Annotated in this window: 13 protein-coding genes and 4 tRNA genes; 7 read left to right on the top strand and 10 right to left on the bottom strand. The window is 49.6% G+C overall.

The features are described 5' to 3' along the window. Window positions 1-22: 22 nt before the first annotated feature. The 6 genes from BUB30_RS31750 to BUB30_RS31730 all read right to left on the bottom strand — a co-directional run bounded on the left by BUB30_RS31750 (window position 23) and on the right by BUB30_RS31730 (window position 2,419). Window positions 23-95 (bottom strand) — tRNA-Arg (locus BUB30_RS31750). Window positions 96-308: 213 nt separating this feature from the next. After that, window positions 309-392: transfer RNA gene (locus BUB30_RS35365), tRNA-Tyr, on the bottom strand. 103 nt (window positions 393-495) lie between these two features. Further along, window positions 496-570, bottom strand: a tRNA-Pro gene (locus tag BUB30_RS31745). 220 nt (window positions 571-790) lie between these two features. After that, on the bottom strand, window positions 791-1,141 hold the full coding sequence (locus tag BUB30_RS31740; protein ID WP_073142636.1) for a DUF4180 domain-containing protein: 351 nt from the start codon (window positions 1,139-1,141) through the stop codon (window positions 791-793). Window positions 1,142-1,427: 286 nt separating this feature from the next. Continuing rightward, the gene (locus BUB30_RS31735; RefSeq protein ID WP_221408834.1) at window positions 1,428-2,066 is read right to left on the bottom strand and encodes an RNA ligase family protein; all 639 of its coding nucleotides are present in this window, start codon (window positions 2,064-2,066) and stop codon (window positions 1,428-1,430) included. 280 nt (window positions 2,067-2,346) lie between these two features. Next, a tRNA-Asn gene (locus tag BUB30_RS31730) sits at window positions 2,347-2,419 on the bottom strand. Between the two features lie 287 nt (window positions 2,420-2,706). Between BUB30_RS31730 and BUB30_RS31725 the strand changes: the two genes are divergently transcribed. Both BUB30_RS31725 and BUB30_RS34720 read left to right on the top strand, forming a co-directional pair. Further along, a complete protein-coding gene (locus BUB30_RS31725; protein ID WP_143165166.1) occupies window positions 2,707-2,979 on the top strand; it encodes a hypothetical protein in 273 nt (90 codons plus the stop codon). A gap of 5 nt (window positions 2,980-2,984) precedes the next feature. Next, window positions 2,985-3,542, top strand: a complete 558-nt coding sequence (locus BUB30_RS34720) for a HigA family addiction module antitoxin (RefSeq protein ID WP_084138510.1) — start codon at window positions 2,985-2,987, stop codon at window positions 3,540-3,542. Here the strand turns inward: BUB30_RS34720 and BUB30_RS31710 are convergent. From BUB30_RS31710 to BUB30_RS31700, 3 genes are all read right to left on the bottom strand, one after another. Next, window positions 3,539-4,834, bottom strand: a complete 1,296-nt coding sequence (locus BUB30_RS31710; protein WP_073142632.1) for a PDZ domain-containing protein — start codon at window positions 4,832-4,834, stop codon at window positions 3,539-3,541. The two genes, BUB30_RS34720 and BUB30_RS31710, sit on opposite strands and share 4 nt — an antisense overlap. A 50-nt stretch (window positions 4,835-4,884) precedes the next feature. Further along, window positions 4,885-6,072, bottom strand: a complete 1,188-nt coding sequence (locus BUB30_RS31705) for a hypothetical protein (RefSeq protein ID WP_143165165.1) — start codon at window positions 6,070-6,072, stop codon at window positions 4,885-4,887. 188 nt (window positions 6,073-6,260) lie between these two features. Then, window positions 6,261-7,079: an SDR family oxidoreductase gene (locus BUB30_RS31700; protein ID WP_073143438.1), complete on the bottom strand. Its 819-nt coding sequence runs from the start codon at window positions 7,077-7,079 to the stop codon at window positions 6,261-6,263. A gap of 145 nt (window positions 7,080-7,224) precedes the next feature. Between BUB30_RS31700 and BUB30_RS31695 the strand changes: the two genes are divergently transcribed. The 3 genes from BUB30_RS31695 to BUB30_RS31685 all read left to right on the top strand — a co-directional run bounded on the left by BUB30_RS31695 (window position 7,225) and on the right by BUB30_RS31685 (window position 12,214). Then, window positions 7,225-7,812, top strand: coding sequence for a TetR/AcrR family transcriptional regulator (locus BUB30_RS31695; RefSeq protein WP_073142628.1), 588 nt, complete (start codon window positions 7,225-7,227; stop codon window positions 7,810-7,812). 96 nt (window positions 7,813-7,908) lie between these two features. Further along, on the top strand, window positions 7,909-9,249 hold the full coding sequence (locus tag BUB30_RS31690; protein ID WP_073142626.1) for an SWIM zinc finger family protein: 1,341 nt from the start codon (window positions 7,909-7,911) through the stop codon (window positions 9,247-9,249). Window positions 9,250-9,259: 10 nt separating this feature from the next. Next, the gene (locus tag BUB30_RS31685; protein ID WP_073142624.1) at window positions 9,260-12,214 is read left to right on the top strand and encodes a DUF6493 family protein; all 2,955 of its coding nucleotides are present in this window, start codon (window positions 9,260-9,262) and stop codon (window positions 12,212-12,214) included. 28 nt (window positions 12,215-12,242) lie between these two features. Here BUB30_RS31685 and BUB30_RS31680 read toward each other — a convergent pair whose 3' ends face one another. Further along, complete coding sequence (locus BUB30_RS31680; protein ID WP_073142622.1) at window positions 12,243-12,911, bottom strand: MarR family winged helix-turn-helix transcriptional regulator; 669 nt, start codon at window positions 12,909-12,911, stop codon at window positions 12,243-12,245. A 120-nt stretch (window positions 12,912-13,031) separates the two neighbouring features. On the opposite strand from BUB30_RS31680, the gene BUB30_RS31675 reads away from it, so the two are divergent. Together BUB30_RS31675 and BUB30_RS31670 are read left to right on the top strand one after the other, a co-directional pair. Continuing rightward, window positions 13,032-13,670: an NAD(P)-dependent oxidoreductase gene (locus tag BUB30_RS31675; protein WP_073142620.1), complete on the top strand. Its 639-nt coding sequence runs from the start codon at window positions 13,032-13,034 to the stop codon at window positions 13,668-13,670. Between the two features lie 12 nt (window positions 13,671-13,682). After that, complete coding sequence (locus BUB30_RS31670) at window positions 13,683-14,159, top strand: hypothetical protein (RefSeq protein ID WP_073142615.1); 477 nt, start codon at window positions 13,683-13,685, stop codon at window positions 14,157-14,159. Window positions 14,160-14,171 lie beyond the last annotated feature (12 nt).

Below are 14,171 nucleotides of genomic sequence, written 5' to 3'. Positions count from 1 at the left end.
TCACCGAGATGTTGGTGAAGCGCTGCCCTGGCAAGAGTCGAACTTGCACTTCGAGGTTCGTAGCCTCGTGTCCTGATCCGTTAGACGACAGGGCAATTTAAAAAGGGTGATGCATGAGCTCGAACTCATAAACACAAGATCTATCACCCGCCATACCCTTTAGCGAAGGCGGGCACAATCTTGCCGCGAAGCCAGTTTGCGTTGCATCACCATGTATCACCCTCCTAACTTTGGCGAAGGTGAGTGCTTGCCAGCGCTAGCGTTGGGGTGAGCGCGGCTCGCCTTCGCTAAAGCTTCGGCGAGCGCTGTCGGAGAGGGGCGAATCGAACACCCAAGGCTAGTTAGCACCGCTTTTACAGAGCGGCCCGCTTCCACTTACGGACTACTCTCCGAAATATGTTTTGCTCGACGTCCATACGCGCGGTGAGCGATGCTCGCCTTCGTTGAGGGTTTTGTGAGCTAGGCCCGCCTTCGCTAAAGCTTCGGCGGGCGCTGTAGGGTAACCTGGATTCGAACCAGGGATCTCTTGCGCCCAAAGCAAGCGAGGACGACCAACTCCTCTATTACCCTATAAAAACAAAAAGCCTCCTGATCAGGGAGGCTTGTATGGTCTTGCACAACGCGATGTTACATCATTGATCGGGCATACATAGTCCGGCCTCCCGGTTTGTTAGCGGTTGGGGTCGACGATAGGAACTATGGACGTGGCTCTTGTTCATGATTCAAATATACGATGCTATTTTTTGTTTGTTACCTATTAGGTAACAATTTTTAAATTGCTTTTTTTATTTCAGGCACTCAATCTTTTCAACGCATCACCGAGTGTGCTCACAAATACAACGGTGTTTGATTTGTTGCTCTCCCGAATGAAGTCGCGCAGACTCTTGCTTTCATAGCTGGAGAAATCGCCGACAATTCCCAGTTGACGGGAGTAGTTCACTACCTTTTGCAGGATTTCGCCGGCAAGGCCGCTTCGGAGATCGAAAAATGATTCATCGATGCACGCCTGGTGGATGACCATCTTGTCGGCGGGTAGATTCATCATGATTTCCAGAAACTGTTGTGCGTCGCGAATGATGGTGCCGTTGGCATGGAGTTCCGCGATGACCTGGCCGTTGATGTTGTGTAGACTGTGATTCATTCCTGTTTTTTAGTTGTTTCCAATGTGTTGTGGCGCGGAGGGCTTTAACCTCGATCTTTCCGGATGAACCGGAACGCATTTTTCGGCGACTATGCTATCGCGCCACCGGCACTGACGTGGGATGAGAGAATTGATCTCCCATCTTTCCGACTTGCCCTATGTGGAGATTACTGGTAACGCTCCAGTCCCTCCCGTTTTCAGCGGGATGCTTCTACTTAGTTAGCTTAATCTCCAAAGATCGATGGGCATAGAGCACAAACAGCGTATGCCTGTGCCCATCGACTTCTCAACGGATAAAATCTCTGAATTTAATTTTAGAGACTATCCGTTGACCTTGTCTGTTGAACAATTCGACTGCAGGTTTCATGATCAATCCTTCGGCATCATAGTTTTTATTATGAGCGATCGTGGATTTATAACCTTGTTTCACAAATTCAACAGCTTGCAATAATGTGCCCATACCCATAATCGGAACAACACCGATGGAAAGTTTGTTCGCGATATCTTCCAGGTTTGGACGGGCTAACCACCAGCTGTCAATTTTGCAGTCGAACAAAATGAAATCCGTTCGATCCGGCAGATAGTGGCTGCCTTTTTGAATTTTGGCGCCATAGCCTTCTCCGTACAAACACACTTCGGTGGCGTCGGGAAAGACTGTTTTCATCCGCTCTGTTGTGAATTTGGTTTGCAAAACATTCAGCAGAAAGGTGGGAATATGAGCGTCATCGGTTTTTCCACCAAATCTGACTTCCTGGCCATTCCATTGGATACGAATATTCGTGCCGTCAATTTTTTCGGTCCAGATCCAGGGAATGTCCTTTAGAACTTCAAACTCAGGCAAGGCCCAGTGACCTTCCATGAGGGTCTTGAACTTGCTTTCCGGCGTCCGCAAAAATACGGTCTGGATCTTGTGGTATTCTTTCATAATTAAAACGTGTTAAAAAATCTTTCATTCATTGTTATGTCTTGTCCGGCCACACGGTAACGATCCGTGTTCTCCTGCTTAAAAGGCAGGAGCATCACCTTAATGCTTTGACCGGGAATGTTTTGTCTCCGGTCGTCTTATCGGTTTCCATATTTTTTGTTTTATAGTCTTACTTTATTTCTTCTTGTCGAGGTGGCTGGATTTGAACCAACGTGTAACCAAACTACGGTTCCGACACGGTATAAGCGTGAGCCGATACACCTCGTCTTTTTTATACATGAGGACGCAGATGGGCACGATCCATCGACCTGGGCGTTAACAGCGCCCTGCTCTACCGGCTGAGCTATGCGTCCGGTTAGGATTTTGATCAAAGAAAAAGCCCCGGGCTGTACACCCGGGGCTTCGTATTTAGAATAAATCTAATGCTAGATACTTCGACCCGGGTATGCACAATATCCTTTTCTCGCAAAACATATGTTTTGTGAGCTGGTGTGGCGGCTATGGAGATTGATACTCGGTTTCATTTTCGTTTTCTTAATGTGATGCAAAGATAACAAGTTCTCTTTATGTTACCCGCCGGGTAACAAATATTTTTTTACTTTTGTCACCCCTAACGTGAAAAATACGTTTTGGGTTGTTGATGATCGTATCCATCCGTCATAGCGAACTAAAAAGTCTCTTCGAGAAAGGAACGGCCCGCGGCCTATCGCGCGAGCTGAAGGACTCTCTATTGCTATGGCTCTCCGTTATCCATGCCGCCAAAGAACCGCGCGACCTTTCTATTGCACAGGTCAGTGTGCTGGAAGAAAGTAGCGACAGCTATCGTCTGACGGTCCACGGCGTAGGAACATTTTCGTTCCGGTTTGTTAAAGGAGAGATACAGGAGCTAAACTATCGCCAGGACCAAAAGTAATCTCTATGCCACGCATGCACAGCCCCCGTCACCCCGGTCAGATCCTCGAAGAGCTCTACATCAAGCCTCATCGACTCACGATCACCGAGGTGGCGGGCGCCCTGGGCATAGCGCGAAAGAATCTATACGCTGTTATAAAAGGAGAGTATGCCGTTTCGGTAGAGATGGCCTTCAAACTCAGCAAGCTGCTGGGCACCACTCCCGACTTTTGGTTGCAGGCACAAATGAATTATGATTTGGCAAAGGGGTATGAAATGATGGAAGAGATGAGGGGCGAGTCGTTGACCGGGATTCTGATTTGTAAGGCTATAAAAAAGAGACAGCTGATTCAATTTGAATACAATGGCAAGGTAAGGACCGCTGAGCCGCAGTGCTATGGCACGGGAACAAAAGGAACGGAGTTGCTGAGAGCGTACCAGGTGAACGATCCGCGTGTGGAGAAACTCTTTGATCTATCCAAAATAACAAACCTTGTCGTACTCGACGAGCATTTTGAAGCTGCTGGCCCGAATTATAAAAAGCGTGACTCCGCGATGAAGAAGATTTTTTGCGAGTTGGGTTAGTGGACGCGCATTCGGTCAAGGGTTTCGAATTTTTGCAAAACATCCATCACCAATATCGAGATGAAAAATGCGCCCAAAATGAACCACGCTACTTTTCTGGAACGACTGAAGGCCTTGTAGGGATATTTTTTTTTCGTGATCCACCCGAAGACTAGGGCAACAATTTCCCAAAACGCCGAAAAAGGAAGGGGCAGCAGGTTGCAAAAGGCATACCATGTGGCATAAGATGCAGTAACGGCCCAAAATGATGTCTCGAAAACCGAAGCAATTTTGATCGGTCCTTTCATTTCTCTGGGTAGACGATCATGAATCGCTAGTCTAAAAACTGCCGAGATACTTTTCGCCAGGCCGTTGAACGCGGCGTACGTTCCATAACCCACGGCGGTGAGGAGAGAATTTCTCTCCGTGGTATAGTTTATTAACTCCGTCGGCCGGGTACCTATCCTTTTGTCGGGTCCAAGCACGAGATTGACGTTCAGGGTTCGGAGGCTGTCGGCTCCTTTCCGTTTTATTTCCAGCTTGATGTCGCCGTCCTCATCTATTTTGCATTCGTCTGTGAAGTCATGGAATTTTAGGATGGGATGACCGTTCACTTTGGTAATTCTGTCGCCGACCAGTATTCCAGCGGTTGCGGCTGAAGAATTAGGGACCACCTCAGCGATTTCAAAGGGCGCGTTCACCGTGAGAAAGAACGGCTTGCTTTCTTGAAAATCGTCTGGAGTTTTTCTGACATTTATCTGAAGCGTTTCGCCATTCCGCAGAACGGTATAATAGCTTTTCGGGTCTTGAAATAGGGACGGATCGATCAGGTCGCTATACTCGTCGTAGTCATTTCCATTGATAGAAATAATCTTGTCGCCGCGCCGAAAGCCTAATTCGGTAGCCCAGTCGGATGGATATATGCCATACCGGTTCACTTCCTCCTTCGTGATAACGGATTTCGGCTCAACATAAGCCCATCCGATGAAAACAAGCACGCCGGTAATCAGGAGTGTAAGCGCACCTCCGAGCGTCGCGCCCAATCGCCTGGCAAGCGATTGATCATAAAACTCCCATGGATATTTCATGCGTTGTTTCTCGCCATTCTCCATCACGTATATTTTCGCGAATCCAATGATCGGTATGTAGACTCCCATGGAAAACCTCACGCCACGCACCTGGAAGGTGATCAACTTTGGACCGAAGCCCAGAAAGTAATGCGTTTCGCGGACGTTCAATAAAATTGAAAAGAAAAAGAAACCTATAACATAGATAACATTCAACAGGGCAACCGAGAGCAATCCGTAAAACATACTTTAATCAAGTTTGAAGCAAAGTGCGAACATCTGGAAAAATTTGAATGCTACCAAGGGATGTGGAGCACGTGTGAGGTAGGTTTTTTTGGTTTTAACATGATCCAGATGAATGCTGCCAGGGCAATGCATATCGGAACGCTGATCATGTGAAAGACCATAAAGGATGGTGTTGGTTCATGAAGACCATGCTCGGCACTGTGACCCCAGGCGATAAAGGCATCGGCCACAGGCAACCATCCGAAAAGGTAGACTTTCTGATCTTCACCTTCCCACGGCAGGGCAAAAGCTTCGACGCCATTTCGTAGAGCGATGCCGTGTTCGCGATCTCCGAATGCGTACATGGTTTGCATACCGACAAAGCTGGCCGCAGCCCCTATCTGAAGAATGACGGGCCCCGAATCCACATCACCGATGCCCATATCGCCTTTCGGATATTCCCGAATTCCGATAAGGCCAAGTTTGCTGTCTACAAAGTTTGCCTGGAAGATGGAGAATTGTTGCCGCGCAAAGGGTTCATCGATTTCTCTTAGAAAAATGAGCATCAATGCTTGAGAGGAACCCCGGGCACTCTCCACCGATTTTCCAGTTGATGGATTGACTGCGTGAGGGATCAGGCCGCGGGCATCGAGGCTGTTTTTCACTTTGTCCAGCCAGTCTTTGCGTACATCGGCATAGCGGGGTTCGAAAAGTTTGTCGTGCCATGATAGCGCGGCCAGGCATAGTATGGCATCGGCGGGCCATGCCCGTCCGTAGTAGCTCGCGGGATAGATCCTTTCTTTTACAGAAGCTGCAATGCTATTGCACTGTTGTTTAAAATGAGCGACCTCAGTCTCCTTTCTTTTGGAGGGATGTTCAAGGGATAGTTTCCGGCCCAGGAAGTAGGTACTCCACCCAGTATAGAACGCGCCATAGTGCAGGGGGAGCTCTTCATTGAAGGGAGACCGGCCCAGATCGGAATCGATTTTATTCCATGTCTTTTGAAGTTCGGCCGTGCCTTCTTTAAAATAATCGGAGTCGCTGCTCAAGTCCGTCATGAAGTTGCACCACGCTAGTCCGTAGAGAGCATTTATGAAGAGGTAGCCCTCGGGATAGAGGCGCTGCATTTTTACGTCGGCGTTGTCTTGCAGTGCGCCTTTCAGGCCGCGGAGTTGCTTCAACAAATCGACACGAATGGTATCGGAAGCGGCAACCGTTGTCTCTGGAGTATAATAGACCTTGAAATTTAAAAATAGCATGAAAAGCAGAACAACAATAGCCGGCAAACTGAACACAACTTTTAGAATCTTATTGACCACCTCATCAAAATAGCGCGTTGCCTGCAGAAATCCAATTCTTCAAAGGAAATGTGTTTGCGCATTTCTGTCAAAAAGAAAACGGCAGGTCCGGGAGGGCACCTGCCGTTAGTTGAAGCCAGTATGTTTTATTAATTATAGTATGCCGCCATCGTTTTTAGGTATTCGTCAATTGGAATCGAGCCCCGGAGTTGCAGCAGGTTGTTTGCCGTTGCGCCGACCAGCGTTCTGAACTGCCTGCTTTTTCCCGTGGCCAGGTTGTCAATCGCATCGACAATGACCTGCGGATCGTCCAGCATTTCGGGATTCGGATTGGCCATTAGGGCGGTCAATTTTTGAATGAGGTGATCGTAGGCGTCGACCTCGTCGCTTTTGTTCCAGATCACGCTTTCTCTGAAATTATTTTCCGTGGATCCACCCTGTTCGATCAAGCGCAGCTCGATGTTCAACGGTTTCAACTCATAGTACAATCCTTCAATAAGACCCTCCAACGCAAACTTCGACATGTTGTAGAGCGACCCCAACGGCACGGCCGTGGTCACACCCATAAAGGAGCTGATGTTGATGAACATGCCCCCGCCGTTTTCGCGGAAGTGCGGGAGAAAGCCGCGGATGATGTTGATGGGTCCCCGCACGTTCACCTGGTACTGCCAATCGATGGTTTCTTCTTTGGCAAATTCCAAAGGACCATAACTCCCCATGCCTGCGTTGTTAACCACCACGTCGATCTTGCCAAAGTGGGCGATGGCTTGCGCGATAGACTCCTGCACCTGGTCCAGGTTGGTCACGTCCAGTTTGAAGAGCTTGATGTTTTTGTGCTGCGTCAATTCAGTTTCCTTTTCGGGGGTGCGCAGGGTGGCGGCTACATTCCATCCCAGTTTAGCGAAATGCAGGGCGGTGCGTTTGCCTAAGCCGGAGCTCGTGCCGGTAATAAAAATCGTTTTATTCATGTTTTTTTGGCGTTTTTGTCCTTTCTGGAACATTTATTCCGTAAAGGTATTGAAAACGGAATGAGTGTTCCAAATTTGCCGATCATTTTTTGGAATAAATGTTCCGGAATTGTACTTTTGTATCCGATATATCAAAGAGTAAAGCATGGCGCGCACAAAAGAATTTCAGATCGACGAGGTGTTGGACAAGGCCGTGAACCTGTTTTGGAGCAAAGGCTACAATGGCATTTCAGCCGAAGAGCTGGTGCAAGGCCTTGGGCTGAGCCGTTCCAGTCTCTACGATACATTTGGCGATAAGCATTCGCTCTTCAAGCAAGCGCTGAAACGATACCGTGAAAAGATCACGGGCGATGTGATTGCCCACCTCGACCATGCCGAGAATATTCCTGAAGCGATTAAGGAGATCTTCATCTGGAGTCAGAATAGTGCCCTGCAAGCCACCGGCCCCAAGGGATGTTTCATGGTGAACTCGCGCATCGAATTGGCCCCGCACGACAGCGGGATTTCCGACGTGGTGCAGGAAAATTGGCAAGCCCTGGAAGATGCCTATCAACGAGCCATCAAAAGAGGACAAGAAAAAGGACAGATCTCCAAAAGCCACAATCCCCGCGCCTTGGCACGCTTCGTCCTGACCAACTCCTGGGGACTTAGCGCTTATGGGCGGGGCGCTGCCGATAAGAAAGTATTTGATGACATCATCAAAATCCTGCTATCGACACTGAAAAGTGATTGAGGTAAACCCTTCCTGAAAATATTTTTCCTCCGGTTGTTCGATCATATTTTGGAATAAGAAACTTCCGTATTTTGTACCGGTAAGCGTTTCCAAAAGATGTCAGAAACCATAACCTACCATTACGCCAAGCCGTCAACCCTGATTCGCGAAGCCACTGCCGACGAGCTTTTTTTGGCCAAGTATAGCGAGGTGCAGAAAAAAGATGCGCCGTGTTTCTTTTGGGGCAGGCTGAAAGATCCCTACATCACGGCGCGGTGTCTCATCACGTTGTCGAATGTGGTGCAATCCAGTTTTAATTTGTCGCCCTTTGAATGGAAGCTGTTGAAGGATCCGATCGTCACGGCGGGCAACGAAAAGATACGGTTCGAGGGTTTTTCACATTGTGCTGGCGTGTATGCGCGGGTGGACGTGCTCCCGGGAGGGCACGATGGAGAGTTCCCGGAAAACGGTACCACCAATGTCGATTTCAATCAAGCGATGATTGCCGCGTTGAGCAGTATCGGCAAAACCGAAAATGTGGTGTTGTCTGTCGGGAAAAAGGAAGTGGCCCTTGCCAGGGGAAATGAAAAAGTTGTTGAACGCAAAGTGCCGTTGCCCACCAAATGGATAAAAGGCCTTACCACGGTCCAATTGTTTTTGGCCGAAGCCGAGAAAAATTTCTCGTTCAATAAGATCCAGACGCTCCAGCTTTTTCAAAGCCTGCCCAACGGTAAGCCCAAGGCCGACTACTACCTGGTTATGCGCGGCAACAAGCCAGCCTTCTCACCGATAAAATCAAACGCTGCGATTTGTATCGGTGGCATACATCGGCTTCGATTGCTGGAACCGTTGTTGCCATTGGCCGACGAGTTGCGCGTATTTGCTCACCCGCAGATGCAGTCGACTACCTGGCAGTTGTATTTTGGGGCTGTGCGTTTCAGCCTGTCGTTGTCGCGCGATTTCTGGCGCGGCTTTTCGGGCGAGGGGGCAGCGTTGGAATCGCTCATCGAAGATGTGCCCGACACCTGGATTGACGCCGTTGACAAGTACAGCTACGCCAACCAGGAGTTCAACCCCACGCTGCTGGCCATCGAAGAAGGCATGGACTTCAAGAAAGTAGACAACCTCACCGGTCGCCTTTCGGCCATGGGGCTATTGGGTTTTGACCTTGACGAAAACCATTTCTTTTACCGGCGCCTGCCTTTCAAACTCCACCGCATCATCAGTTTGAATCCGCGTTTAAAGGACGCAGAGAAATTGCTGGCCGAGAACAAAGTAGAGATCACGCTGAAGAGCGACAGCAAGATCGAAGCCCGGGTGGAAGGCACCGGCGTAAAACATCTCGTGATCTTGGAAGGAGAAAACGAACGGTGCACCTGCACCTGGTACAGTCGCCACCAGGGCGAGCGTGGGCTATGCAAGCACATACTGGCCGTGAAAAAGAAGTTGATCAGCTAACTATTTTTGGATGACTCACCAGGAGCAATTCTTACGGATTCTCGAAAAGGAACGCGAGACCGAACTCATACCGTTTTTCAGATCACTGGACGACGCCGCGAAACGGGAATTTGCCGTTTACCTCAAGACCCTCACCAAGGATTATCTGGACTACAAAGAGCAAAATTCCCTGCTCGGGGGCATTACCATCGCTCGTAAAGCGTCGGAAAAGCAATCGACCATACTTACGCTCGCGGCATTTATTTGTTTTCCGAGAAAGGACTTTGAAAAAACGGCTTCCCTGTGGACGCTTACGAGCGCGCAACTCGACGGAATCTTGCCTTGGTATCGCCCTAAGTGGTTTGATGAATATGTCAATGCTGTGGGGGCGCTGGATTTCGTGCCGCGATTTATCACCTACGATTGGGTGATGACGCTGTTTACAAAAGGATGGATTACACTCTCGCCCGATCTTGTGGCGAAAACATTACCGCAGCATCTTTTCGGCAACACGCATGATCGTAAAATGCTCACCAAGCCCGAAAATCTACTCAAGCATGCCATCACGCTCCAGGAACACATTTGGTATCTGTTTGAGCGGGACAGCGACGTTCACAACGTTGATAAGTACGGGAAGTTTGCCGACGACTCGAATCCGGATGAAAGCCAATGGATACGGTGTCTGTGTCGGTTTTCGGCCGAAGGTAAAATAGACCGCCAGCGTTTGTTGAGTGCTTCCCTTTCGGCATCCTCGCGAAACTTCAACAAGAACCTGGCAGGCTGGTTTGCCGAATTGTTCATGAAACTCAATGCCACCCCGGCCGAGTTGCTGGCCCTGCAACAACCCCTGTTCAACTCGATCAATGCACAACACAGCAAGCCGATCACTGTCGCGTTGAGTGCCGTGAAGAAGATCGCCGATGAAAATGAATTCGACACGGCAGCCTTTTTAGAAACCGTGCCGCTGCTGTTATCATCCGAAACAAAAACCGTTCTCAGTCCAACATTAGCGACCCTCGAGAAACTGGCCAAGAAGCATCCCCGCTTGCGCGAAGAAATTTGTGTGGCAACCTGCCAGGCCTTCCTGCACGGCGAAAGCGACATTCAAACCAAGGCGTCGAAGCTGATCCAGAAATTCGGGACCGATTCGGACGGAATTCGACAGGCCGTAGCGGCGTACAAAGATTCGATGATGGCCGATGCCCGGAATACTCTTGCGGCATTCATGATCCAGGCAAGCCCAGAAGCACCAGGCGCAGCTACCGCTACCGTTGTCAATACCGCGCCACATGTTGCAGCGCGTGTTTCGATCGGTGAAATCGGAACGGTCGACGAATTGATCTTCCTGGCCAGCCAGGCGTTCGACAACAACGCCACCGATCACATCGATCTGTTGCCCGCCGCGTTGATAAAGTGGAATGGTCATATCCGTGGCGCCGAAATTGGAAAGCTGGAGCCGGCCTTGCAGCGGGCTCTTAAATTTGTGATGGAAGGAGGAACCAGTACTACCGGCCACCTCGATCATCTCCTGGCAACGTTCTTCATCGGCTATTGCACACACCTCATCCAACACCAGGGCGCAGATGCAAAGCCGCTGTCGGTGTTATACAACCAATTTTTGGAACTAGACCGCGCGAACCGGGCCAAGTGGAAGTATTACCGGTTACGGATTTTTCCATTGAGGACATGGTCGGCCCAACGGGGTAACAAGGTGTATGAATCGCACAAGCGGATGTTGATGCTGGCCCTGGACAGGATTCAATCCAACAACACCTTGCCGCTGTTGTCAACACCCACGCACGCGCCGGCTTATGTTTCCCCAGCGGTGCTGATCGAAAGGTTGAAGCAATATGAGGAAACCGCCAGCACCCTGGACGCTTTCGATTTTCAAATCGCCGTTTCGCGTTGTGATCTTTCCAAGGGCGAAGAATGTTTGCCCTTGCTTGAACAGTCGCTCGGTGGAGAGGTACGGAACATTCTTCGGTTTCTGTTAAAGCCCGATGCACAGCCGGTGAGGCCGCAGGCCTGGCCCGAGGTTTGGATGGCGGCCAGTGTGTCGAAGGTGAACAAGGATTTTGCTGGTGTGCTAAGAGATTTTTTCGTTATCACCCTCCCAAAAAATTGTTTTATCGGGCAATTTCCCTGGCAGTCGTTCACCGAAGCCCACACCGTCAAAACCTACGATTACAGGACTTCCAAATTCGTTACGCGAATCGAACAACGTAAAGCGTTGCGCATAGACGTCGACAGAAAAAAGGATGAGACGCGGATGAATACCCTGAAAGGTTTCTTTTCAAAACTTCTTGGCCGATCTGCTTCAAAGGATGAGTCCGCGACGTTATATCAATTCATGACGATAACGAAGTCAAACCTGTTGTCCGAGTTCGACGACATCGCCAGGCTTTTATATCTGATACCCAACAACCCGGAACCCCTTCTGGCCGAAGTGATCTCGGTGGCCATGGCCTACCCCAACTATGCCGAGACCGCTCACCAGCGCATGGTGGTCGCCGCCCTGGAAGCCCTGGTGCCGCTCGACGTTGCCTATGGAGAAACGGGACACTTGTTTATTGGCACCTGCATGCTGAGCCCCGATAAAACCATTCAATCCTTTGCTGCCGAACTGTGGTCGAAAGGCGTAACGACAAAAACGGTGAATGGAGCTTTGTTGGGTGAGATCATCGGCAAACACGAGTCGATCGAGTTTGCGCCGTTAAAGCGATTTACCGACCTGGTGGCCTCCAACCTGATGAATATTTCTGTTCAACACAATCAAGACCTCGAACGTCTTGTGGCAAAGATCCTCATAAAGCTCCCCGCCGAACCGCTCACCAATCTGAAGAAACTGCTCGAACACTATTACGAATTGATATCGGTAAATAAATCGGCGGTTCCTCCAGATCTTTTGCGGCATATGGAGGCCTGGAACACGTCGCCTGGCTTGAAGAAAGTGTTGACGTCAATTTTTAGCATGAAAGATTTTTAAATCGATGATCCGCCTCGCTACACTGGGATCACTTCTGCGATTTTTTTGAAGGACTGGCTTCAGCACTTTCGATCACCAACTCTTTGTAGATGTCGTCGAACGTTTCGCCTTTATGTTTCTGCACCAACCCCGAGAACTTGATCTCGATATGCTTCAATAGCTGAATACACAACTGCTTATCATCTTCCGTCATTTCATACAACATCATCCGGGCCAGCTTCAACACGCGATGGATGCAGATCGACATGGTCTTCTCCCCTAGCGGTGTGAGCGACAAACGTTTTGAGCGCTTGTCGTCTTTGTCGTCAAATTCTTTTATGAGGCCTTTGTTCTTCAAGCGGTTCACCATGTCGGTCCCGCTCGAAAGTTCCAGGAGGTTGCTGTAGATCAGTTCCGATTTTTTTGGATTGCCGCGTTGCTGGATCGTTGCCAGGAGACCGAACTCTTCCAGTTGGCCTAGCGGCGTTCCATCGAACGCAGCGGAGGCATAGAAAACATGGAGCTTGTGGATGCGGCCGATCAGTTTCATGAGCAGCCCATCGGTGTGCATGGGCACCACGCCTCCGAGCAACGGCCCTTTATTTTCGCTTTCCCGTTTGTGGATCAAGAGGTGGCGGCAAAAATCTTCGATGCTGGCATCCGGGTGTTGTGTGGCAAAGGCCCCCCACAGGTTGACCAATTCAATCGTTTTCTCCATTAAAAAATTGATACGGTTTCGTAGCAAATGTAAAATAATTTATACGAACCTGTTGTAAACATACGAAACCGTTGTACATTTAGGCGTTTTACGACGAAAACGTAATAAAAAACAGCCATTATGGACAGCATTTTGATTTTCGGCGCCACGGGCGGTACAGGCAGGGAAGCGGTGATCCAGGCGCTCGAAGGCGGTTTTGCCGTCACCGCCGTGGTGCGCAACCCGGCGGGGTTCACGCTCCGGCATGATGCCTTAACGATTGTGAAAGGGGATGTGCTGCAGCTTTCCAGTTTCGAAAAAGAGATGGTGGGGAAAGTGGCGGTCGTTTCCTGTCTCGGCGTTGGGCGGGACTTCAAGCCGACGACGGTTTATTCGAAAGGGATGGAGAACATCCTGACCGCGATGCACCAGGCGAACGTGACGCGTCTCATTTGTCTTTCGGCGAGCGCGCTCTATACTTATAAGGAGATGGGATTTTTTATCCGGCTCCTGGCAAAACAGGTTGTGCAGCGAATTTTAAAAAAACCGTTTGCCGACTTGCGCATCATGGAGAAAACGGTGCTGGCCAGTGCTGTGGATTGGTCTATTATCAGACCGCCCATGTTAAAAGACAAACCGCTTACCGGAAAGTATAGGGTGGCCGTTGGCACACATCTCGCGAAACCCTTTAGCATCAACCGCGCAGACCTTGCACACTACATGCTCCGCATTGTCAACGACGTGCGCACGTTTCGATCGATCATCGACATAGCCTATTAAAATCATACATCCATGACAACACAAACCCTTTATCACGCTTTCCTCCTGTTTCACATCATGGGGATCATTCTTTTTATCGGCACCACGGTGGCCGACTATTTAGCGGTCAATCAATTTTGGCGACAGTATGAACTGGATCCGCCCAAGGGGTTGGCCATATGGCAGGCCGTGTCCAAATTCCCTGTGCTCATGGGCGTGGGCATGTTGCTCATCATCATCCCGGCCGTGGGGATGATGGCGTTTACGCACGGCGTGTTTGGTGAGCAGGTGTGGCTGAGAGTGAAAGTTCCGATCGTCTTGATCACCATATTGAATGGCTTGCTGATCCGGAGAGGACAGGGATCGAAGCTTTCGAAAATCATGCAACAGACAGGGTCGGGCATTTCCCAGCAGATCATGAAGATAAAACGGAACCTGTCGATCTTCCACGCCGTGCAGTTGGTCATGTTTTTTGCCATCCTCCTGTTGAGTGTCTTTAAGTTCAATTAAAAGAGAACGAGT

The organism is Chryseolinea serpens (assembly GCF_900129725.1).
In the GTDB taxonomy this organism is placed as follows: domain Bacteria; phylum Bacteroidota; class Bacteroidia; order Cytophagales; family Cyclobacteriaceae; genus Chryseolinea; species Chryseolinea serpens.
The sequence above is the reverse complement of the archived record's forward strand: the minus strand, read 5'-3'. Positions and strand labels throughout refer to the sequence as shown.

What these genes read in the sequence shown, in the direction of transcription:
- BUB30_RS31740 (WP_073142636.1), bottom strand. Translation starts at nt 1,141, where the DNA reads ATGAATCACAGTCTACACAACATCAACGGCCAGGTCATCGCGGAACTC.
- BUB30_RS31735 (WP_221408834.1), bottom strand. Translation starts at nt 2,066, where the DNA reads ATGAAAGAATACCACAAGATCCAGACCGTATTTTTGCGGACGCCGGAA.
- BUB30_RS31725 (WP_143165166.1), top strand. Translation starts at nt 2,707, where the DNA reads ATGATCGTATCCATCCGTCATAGCGAACTAAAAAGTCTCTTCGAGAAA.
- BUB30_RS34720 (WP_084138510.1), top strand. Translation starts at nt 2,985, where the DNA reads ATGCCACGCATGCACAGCCCCCGTCACCCCGGTCAGATCCTCGAAGAG.
- BUB30_RS31710 (WP_073142632.1), bottom strand. Translation starts at nt 4,834, where the DNA reads ATGTTTTACGGATTGCTCTCGGTTGCCCTGTTGAATGTTATCTATGTT.
- BUB30_RS31705 (WP_143165165.1), bottom strand. Translation starts at nt 6,072, where the DNA reads ATGCTATTTTTAAATTTCAAGGTCTATTATACTCCAGAGACAACGGTT.
- BUB30_RS31700 (WP_073143438.1), bottom strand. Translation starts at nt 7,079, where the DNA reads ATGAATAAAACGATTTTTATTACCGGCACGAGCTCCGGCTTAGGCAAA.
- BUB30_RS31695 (WP_073142628.1), top strand. Translation starts at nt 7,225, where the DNA reads ATGGCGCGCACAAAAGAATTTCAGATCGACGAGGTGTTGGACAAGGCC.
- BUB30_RS31690 (WP_073142626.1), top strand. Translation starts at nt 7,909, where the DNA reads ATGTCAGAAACCATAACCTACCATTACGCCAAGCCGTCAACCCTGATT.
- BUB30_RS31685 (WP_073142624.1), top strand. Translation starts at nt 9,260, where the DNA reads ATGACTCACCAGGAGCAATTCTTACGGATTCTCGAAAAGGAACGCGAG.
- BUB30_RS31680 (WP_073142622.1), bottom strand. Translation starts at nt 12,911, where the DNA reads ATGGAGAAAACGATTGAATTGGTCAACCTGTGGGGGGCCTTTGCCACA.
- BUB30_RS31675 (WP_073142620.1), top strand. Translation starts at nt 13,032, where the DNA reads ATGGACAGCATTTTGATTTTCGGCGCCACGGGCGGTACAGGCAGGGAA.
- BUB30_RS31670 (WP_073142615.1), top strand. Translation starts at nt 13,683, where the DNA reads ATGACAACACAAACCCTTTATCACGCTTTCCTCCTGTTTCACATCATG.